Origin of the sequence: Weissella viridescens (assembly GCF_001437355.1) — a bacterium.
GTDB lineage: Bacteria > Bacillota > Bacilli > Lactobacillales > Lactobacillaceae > Weissella > Weissella viridescens.
Genome location: NZ_JQBM01000002.1, coordinates 256,836 through 264,861, shown reverse-complemented (window position 1 = coordinate 264,861; position 8,026 = coordinate 256,836). Strand labels below are relative to the sequence as shown.

The window sequence follows — 8,026 nt, the reverse complement described above, 5'->3', positions numbered from 1 at the left end:
AAAATTCACAATGAGAAAAATTTCCTTTTTCACATTAATACAATAGTAAAGGGCATATACTAAATAAAAATATGAGTAAAGTCATGATTTCACCACAAAAATTCGTCAACTTGTGAATATAACTACATACAAAAAAGCCACCGGTTTTACCCGGCGGCTTTTTCTGTAGCATGATCAAAGTTAACTAAGTTTTACTTCTCTTCACGCTTCTTGTTGCGCTTTCCTAATCCGAATAATGCTAATGCACCAAGCATTGAACCACCAAGTAGTCCAGCATTTTGAGCGTCTTCAACACCAGTGTTTGGCAATTGTGCTTGCTTCTTATCAGCAGCACGTTGTGCACTAAGTGCCTTAGCTTCATTAATGATAGCATTTACTTCAGCTTCTGAAGTTGCTGCATCAATGCGAGCCTTGAAGTCGTTCTTTTCTTGTTCAGTCAAGTTTTGCAAACCATCAATTTGGTTCTTACCATTTGACTTTACATCTTCTAAGTTCTTACCATCTTGTGCTTGACCATCTGTACCTTGGTTACCCTTTCCATCAGTACCCTTATCTTGGTTCGTAGGGTTTGATGGATCAGTTGTCTTGGCATCATTTTGGCGCTTAGCTTCATCAAGAATGTTGTTGATGTCATCAGTAGAAGTAGCTTCATCTACACGCTTCTTCAAGTCATCCTTTTCTTGATCAGTCAAGTTAGGCAACTTGTCGATTTGGTTCTTAGCATCGTTCTTGGCATCTTCAAGGTTCTTTGAATCTTGGTTAGCTTCGTTTTGGTCCTTGGCATCTTCAACGATTTCGTCAACTTCATCAGTTGTCTTGGCGTCGTCAATGTCCTTCTTGATGTCTTCCTTTTCCTTATCAGTCAAGTTTGGCAACTTGTCGATTTGGTCCTTGGCATCCTTCTTAGCATCTTCAAGTTCCTTTGGATCTTGGTTAGCTTCGTTCTTATCCTTGGCATCGTTCAATGCATCGTCAACTTCATCAGTTGTCTTGGCATCATCAACGGCATCCTTAGCATCTTGCTTTTCCTTATCATTCAAGTTTGGCAACTTGTCAATTTGGTTCTTGGCATCATCCTTGGCATCTTGCAAATCCTTGTTTGCTTGATCTTGATCCTTAGCATCCTTCAAGGCTGAATCAACTTCGTCAGTTGTCTTTGAAGCATCAACTGCATCTTCAGCAGCCTTCTTCTCGTCATCTGTCAAGTTTGGCAACTTGCTAATTTCGTCCTTAGCGGCGTCCTTAGCATCTTGCAAATCTTTATTTGCTTGATCTTGATCCTTAGCGTCTTGCAAGTTCTTTGCTACTTCATCAGTTGTCTTTGATGCATCAACTGCGTCTTGGGCAGCCTTCTTCTCGTCATCTGTCAAGTTTGGCAACTTGTTGATTTCGTCCTTGGCAGCATTCTTAGCATCTTCAAGGGCTTGTGGATCTTGCTTGGCTGCATTGGCATCCTTAGCATCCTGAACAATTTGCTTAACTTCATCAGTTGTCTTAGCGGCATCAACCTTATCGTTAAAGTCCTTCTTCTCTGCATCGTCTAAGTTAGTCAATCCATCGATTGTATCCTTAGCTGATTGCTTAGCATTGTCAAGGTCCTTAGCAATGGCATCAGTCACAACACCATTGATTTCAGGAGTTGTTGTTGCATCATCAACTTGCTTCTTGAAATCATCCTTTTCGGCGTCAGTTAAGTTTTCTAGAGCATCAATCTTATTCTTAGCATCTTGCTTTTCATTATTTTCATAGTTAGGCAAGTACTTATCAATGATTAATCCAGTAGTTGAAGTTGATACTTCAGCTGAAGCTGAGTTTACAGCTGCGCTTTCTGAAGCCACTTCTGAATTACTAGTAGATGTTGAATCCGCAAGTGATTGGTGGAATTCACTGTTAACTGAAGCAGCTGACTTTGATGCTGAAGCTGAAACAGATGGCCATTGTGCGTTAGATTCACTAACTGACTTTGAAACAGAGTCACTCAAAATCAATGAAATTGAAGTTGACTTTGAACGGTTTGGCAAAAGAATTCCAATTTCATCACGAGCACTACGGCTGTTAGCCGCATCAATTCCTGACAATTGGATTGAGTTTGAACGGCTAACTGAAGCACTACCTTCAGCAATGTTCAAACTGATTTGGCTCGCAATTGAGTCCACGATTGATTGTGATGTTGATTCTGAAATTGATGTTGAGCCTGAAACTAATCCAGCTAATGAAGACTTAGCTGAAGTTTCAAGTGAAGCATTCAATGAGTTGTTAGCTGATGTGCTAGCTTCAAGTGAAGCATCGTTAGCTGATGCACTTGCAGCTGCAGACGCGTCAACTGCTGAAGCTGACTTAGCAGCTGAGTCCATTGAATCAGAAGTACTTGCTGAAACAGATGCATCAGTTGAAGCTTGTAATTCTGCATCGTAGTTTGACTTTGAAGCTGACAATGAAGTTGAATTTGCTTCTGAGATACTCTTTGAAGCAGCCAATGATCCAGGTGTCACTTCAGTACTTACTGATGCTGATGCTTGAGTTGAGTCAGCTTGTGAAATACTCATTGACAATGAGATTTGCAATGACTTTTGTGAGTCAATGCGTTGCACTGGCCAAATTCCAGTTGTCACTTCACGTGAAGCACTGTCTTGAGCACTCTTCCATGCAGCTGAAACTGATGTATTCAATGAATTTTGAATTGAGACACTTTCGGCAACAGCATTTGAGAATGATGTTGATTCTGAACGTGAATCATTTTGTGATTGGAGACGTTGTGAAAGGCTCTTTCCACCATCATCTGCAACAGCTTGGTTTGAAGCACTTGCGAATGACTTAGAAGCCGAAACTGAGTCAGTTGATTGTGAACGGAATGCAGAAACTGATGCAGTTGATTCTGAAAGTGAAGCTGAATCACTTTCTGAAACCTGCAATGAGTCACGTGTTGACGCACTCTTTGAGTTACTGTTCCACAATGCACCTTCAAGTTCGTTGAAGTTTGACACACTCAATGAAACTGACTTTGAAGTTGAGGCTGAGTCAGCCAAGCTTGATTGAATTGATGCAGACAATGAGGCATCAGTAGCTGAGAAGCTATCCAATGAATCTTGACCGTATGATTCGCTTGCTTGTGACATGCTATAACTTGTTTCCATACTTCCTGAGATAGAAGCATCTAATGATTCAAGCAAGCTTGCTGAAGCTGATTCTGACATGGCGTTGTAATCCTTGATAACAGGAGCGCCCTTAACATCAGAATATTCGTAGTTGTTTCCAGTTCCAATCGTTGCTTCGAAAGCATTGATGGCACCTTGCAAAAGTGCATTCGCAGCATCACCAGCAATTCCAGGTGCAAGACGTGAAATTTCTCGCTTAGCAGCATCACCAACCGATTGAACTAACCCAGATGTGTTAACTCCAACTTGGAAGTAAACAGTGTCGCCTTCTTCAAAGCCATAGTCGCTTGGGTTAAATGGAATTTCAATTGTATCCGTTCCTGAAGTCTGTAACTTATCACGTGATCCTGGAATTTCAACCCAAGCTCCGGCTCCATTGTTAGCCTTTGGGTTCCAATAATATGCAACTCCGTCCATCTTACCGAAGGCACTCAAGAATCCTTGATCTACGGTAACCTTAACAGATCCATCTTTACCTTGTGTGATGGCAATTGTACCATCCAAGATACCGCTAATGTCAGTTGATAATCCCAAGTCTGCCAAGCTACTTCCAACCATCTTCAAAGCACGGTCAACCGTGTTCAAAAATCCGTTGGCTTGTCCGGCGTCAATACCACTTTCGCGGTTAGCTTGGTGTCCAGGAACTGGTGTACTTGTTGAAGTAGCACCTGCAGCAACACGGGTAACCTTCTTAAGGGCTGCCTTTGAAGCTGAAATTGATGCTGAAGTCTTCAAGCTTTGTGATGCGCTTGTTGATGTCTTTAATGAACCATCAGCAACAGCCTTTGACAATGAAGCTGATACTTCAGTGCTCTTTACAGCAGATTCGCTAGCAGAAGCACTTGCGTCAGCAACAGCTGAATCAGTTGTTGAAGCTTCAGAAGTTTCAACACTAGCTGAATCTGTTGATTATGATGTTTCGTTAGTTGATTCTGAGTCAACTGTTGAAGTTGCTGCTGAATCGTTTGATGTTGATGTTTGTGAATCTACAGTTGAATCTTCAGTAGATGAAGCTTCTGTTGTAGAAGTTGATGCAACTGATGTATCAGTTGCTGATTCAGTTGATTGTGATTCAACTGAATCGTCGTTAGTTGAAGTTGCTGAGGCAGCAGCTTCTACGACTGAAGTACTTGCAGATACTGAAACAGATGTTGAAACTGAGGCACTGTCAACATCAGTTGTTGATGCTGAAGCGCTAGCTACGTCTTCCGTTGTTGCTGCTGAGTCTGCGGCTGGAATCGTCGCAGAATCTGTGTTAGCCAAAACGCTTTGATCATCAGCTTGAATAGCCTTTGGATCAGTTGAATCAGCAAACGCACCGGTTCCCCCCAACAACATGCCACCTGCAGCACCACTAACAGTAGCAGTACCAGCAACTAACCATTGCTTACCAGCTTTGAACATGCGGTAGCGAACCTTTTTATTATTATCAAAAATCTCCGCTTGACGTTCTGAATTGAATCTACTCATATAATATGTCTCCCTTTTCACACTTATATTATAAAAAACTCCAACACTACTTGTATTAGAATCCTATCAATAATGAATTAATCCCGATTTTACAACATAATTACTATATTTCAAATCTTTTTCACAGATTCTAGGCTGTTTTTTGAAATGTTAATTTAATGAAAATCTCACAAACAAAGTAATTCCAATAGGTTAAACGTTTTACTTGTTTTACTAATTTTTTTGATTTAATTTGTATGTGACGTGCTATTTGTTACATGTTTATATTAAATACCTAGTGTATAATTATGCGAAAGTTATTTCACTTCCACAACACGGTCCATTGGGACACCAGATTGTTCTAAATCGTGATAACCCTGTGAATCAACACGAACCTCATCAATATAATCCAATTGACCTTGTAAAATAAGATCCAAATTACCACGCACATTGCCATTTTCATCTAATACTGACTCAGCCATCTCCAAGACGTTATGTGATTTCGCTTCACGTAGCGAATTCATTTCAACACCCATGTAATGGAAGACAACCGTATCATCCTCTGTGACCAATTGAGCCACTTGATCAACCAAAAACGCATCTAGGTTTTCATAGTCCTTAAGGACAGCATGTGTTTTTGGATCTTCAATCGTTACAAAGTTAATCACACCCTCGTAGAAGTAATAACGCACAACCGGTTGCACATCAGAATTATAGAACACGATTTCTTGCAGCTGATTGTCGGCATAGAACAAATTACTAAACACAGTCCCATCAAAGGCATATTCTTCAATGTAATCAAGTGTGCCATCTGGGTTGTTATAACGGACGTCTTGCACCGCACGACGTGTATTGCCAAAAAGATATTCACGTGCAATAACATCTCCTTGATCACTCACTAAAATGCTACCATCTTGGTTCATATCAATTTTCGCCCACGTTGGAACTGGAACATCATTGACGAAACGATATTGATCAGGTACATAACTACGCTTCGTAACATGATCTAAGACGTTGATACCTTTAACGCCTTCATCTTGCAAAAGTCCAAAAAAGCGTGGTGCAGCTGTCAAAGTAATGACTGTTGCATCATCTTTAGCGATATTTTGTTTTACCTTTTCCCAAACATCACTCCCAAGGGTAATGTTATTAACTAACTCATAGTTCATCGATTAACTCCTTCCACTTAGCAGCGGTGACATGATCTTGGAATGGCTCCACTGACTTTTGCGTATTTTGCTTAAGGGTTGCGTAATCAGCATCCAATAACTTTTCCAAACCTAATTCAATTTGATCAACATCATAAGCTTCATCATCACGTTTAAACGGCATTAGGAAACCGTTCACACCATCCTGAACCAATTCTTGCGCACCAAAACGCGCATCAAAGGTCACAACTGGCAATGCTGCATTCAACGCTTCGATATACGTCAAACCAAATCCTTCAGAAAATGACGTTGAGATGAATGCATCATACTTTGGATAGATATTTACCAAGTCATTTGAAAGACCCTTCATTGTAATGTAATCCTCAGCGTTGCTATCTTTGATAGCTTGTTCAATCGTGTCTTTCTTTTCACCTTGACCGTAAATGTCAAAAATAACATCGACACCCAACTTATCGTGTAACTTAGCTACTGCTTTAACAGCAATATCAACGTGCTTTTCAGCCGCTAAACGTGAAGCCGTAATAAAGCGAATTGGCGTATGCATTTCGGCATCTTCAATAGCTGGTGCATCATCTCGAACACCACCAACCGGAATTGCAATGACCTTATCAGCCGCATCTGGAAAATCAACTAAGATATCATCACGTTGAATCTTTGTTGCCGTTACAATGGCATCTACTGCATCCACATGTTCTAGCATGTATTCATAGTGATCATTCCATAGCGGATACTTTGGATCATCACGATTGGCTAATTGATCAGCATGCACAATGTAAACAATCTTTGAGTTTGGAATGCGTTTCTCCATCAACACATCATCAGCAAATTCACCACGGTCAATGATAAATGTGCTGTGTTCATTAAAGGCAGCATCTAGTTTTTCAAAGAACATACGGTGCAAACCATTTAAATTACGGAAGAAAAGATGTTCGCCGTTTTCATTGAATAGGTGAATATTTGAAACAACGGCTTTACGATGAGGATCATCAATAATCTCGTACATGACACGACGTTCACCAGTTGCTTCATTAAATAACTCAACCCGATAATTAGAAACTTGCAAAATTTGATTTTCAGGGTCGTGCTTATCAGGCCCCTTCACCATGTGTTGCACATAACGAATCCCTGAATCCGTCACCCCTTCACGTTTACGGTGTGTATTGGTACGATCAACCACCGTATCTCCATTAACTGGCTCTTGGCGTTCTTTTAAACCAGTCTTTAAGTAATCTTCCCCTAAAACTAAGTACTCCCATAGATTAATCACTTGATCATCGCGTAATTTCCAATGATCAATAGCCTTATGTAATTCAGGCACAAAGTTTAAAAAGATATATCGATATGGTAACCCCGCTTGGTCAAAGCGCTCCGCACGATAAAATTGCGCATGCTCAACACCGGAATTTCCGATGCCCATGGCTTGATTAATAAAGAAATTCATATTCTCTCCTACTTTCTATTCTCAATCCTTGTGATTTTGCCATTTATCTCTAAATAATTTAACTGCCGCATCCGTTCCCATACCAATTCCAGTAACTTCGACATCTGAAATTGATAAATCAGCCATCTGTGCTGTCGCTTGGACCTGCTCAAAATAGGACTTTAGCCGTTCCTTATCTGCTAGCATTGACGCCGTCATCCCCAGATAGACAGCTTCATCAAAACGTGCATCAATGTACATCGTATCGACAGGGTAATTTACCTTTTTAAGCAAAACAGTTGCCGTTTGCCCAGATTGCGATAATTCACGATTTTTTGCAACAACTGCATCGATGGCAGGGTCTGTTTCAAAAGTCATAGTCGTGAAAAGGTCTGATTCAGCTAACAAAATAGAATCAAACTGCAATTCCTCATTATTAAACTTAACAATACTAATTCGATAGTCAATCGCATCATACGGAAAGGTAAAATCAAAACTTGATGTTGTCTGGACGATACGCTCCATAACATGTCCTTCATAATCAAGAAAATCAACACTAATCCCGACAGAATTAACTGGTGTTGCGGTCAAATTGGCCTGCACGTGATACGTATGGTCAGGTTCCAAAATGGGCATGACCACACTTTGCCGTATCCCTGCATCAGAAGCTTGTTGTGCCGATAGATTTTCCCAAGTATAAATCGGCTTACCTGAAGGCTGTAAACTATTAGCATAGGCAACAGTTGTCACATCAGGATAAGTGATATCAGCACCATACGTAAAGGCATGCGCTGAGAGCTGATCCCATTTTAAAATATAAACTGGTTGCATCT

At 40.5% G+C, this 8,026-nt stretch carries 5 protein-coding genes; all 5 read right to left on the bottom strand.

The window, feature by feature from the left end; all coding sequences use genetic code 11:
• Positions 1–191: 191 nt before the first annotated feature.
• The gene (locus IV50_RS03900) at positions 192–3,947 is read right to left on the bottom strand and encodes an LPXTG cell wall anchor domain-containing protein (RefSeq protein WP_057745371.1); all 3,756 of its coding nucleotides are present in this window, start codon (positions 3,945–3,947) and stop codon (positions 192–194) included.
• Between the two features lie 117 nt (positions 3,948–4,064).
• Complete coding sequence (locus IV50_RS03895; RefSeq protein WP_057745368.1) at positions 4,065–4,625, bottom strand: KxYKxGKxW signal peptide domain-containing protein; 561 nt, start codon at positions 4,623–4,625, stop codon at positions 4,065–4,067.
• Between the two features lie 296 nt (positions 4,626–4,921).
• Positions 4,922–5,773, bottom strand: coding sequence for a hypothetical protein (locus IV50_RS03890; RefSeq protein WP_057745365.1), 852 nt, complete (start codon positions 5,771–5,773; stop codon positions 4,922–4,924).
• Positions 5,763–7,214: a glycosyltransferase gene (locus IV50_RS03885; protein ID WP_057745362.1), complete on the bottom strand. Its 1,452-nt coding sequence runs from the start codon at positions 7,212–7,214 to the stop codon at positions 5,763–5,765. The genes IV50_RS03890 and IV50_RS03885 overlap by 11 nt, the downstream gene beginning before the upstream one ends.
• A gap of 21 nt (positions 7,215–7,235) precedes the next feature.
• The gene (gene asp3 / locus IV50_RS03880) at positions 7,236–8,024 is read right to left on the bottom strand and encodes an accessory Sec system protein Asp3 (protein ID WP_057745359.1); all 789 of its coding nucleotides are present in this window, start codon (positions 8,022–8,024) and stop codon (positions 7,236–7,238) included.
• Positions 8,025–8,026 lie beyond the last annotated feature (2 nt).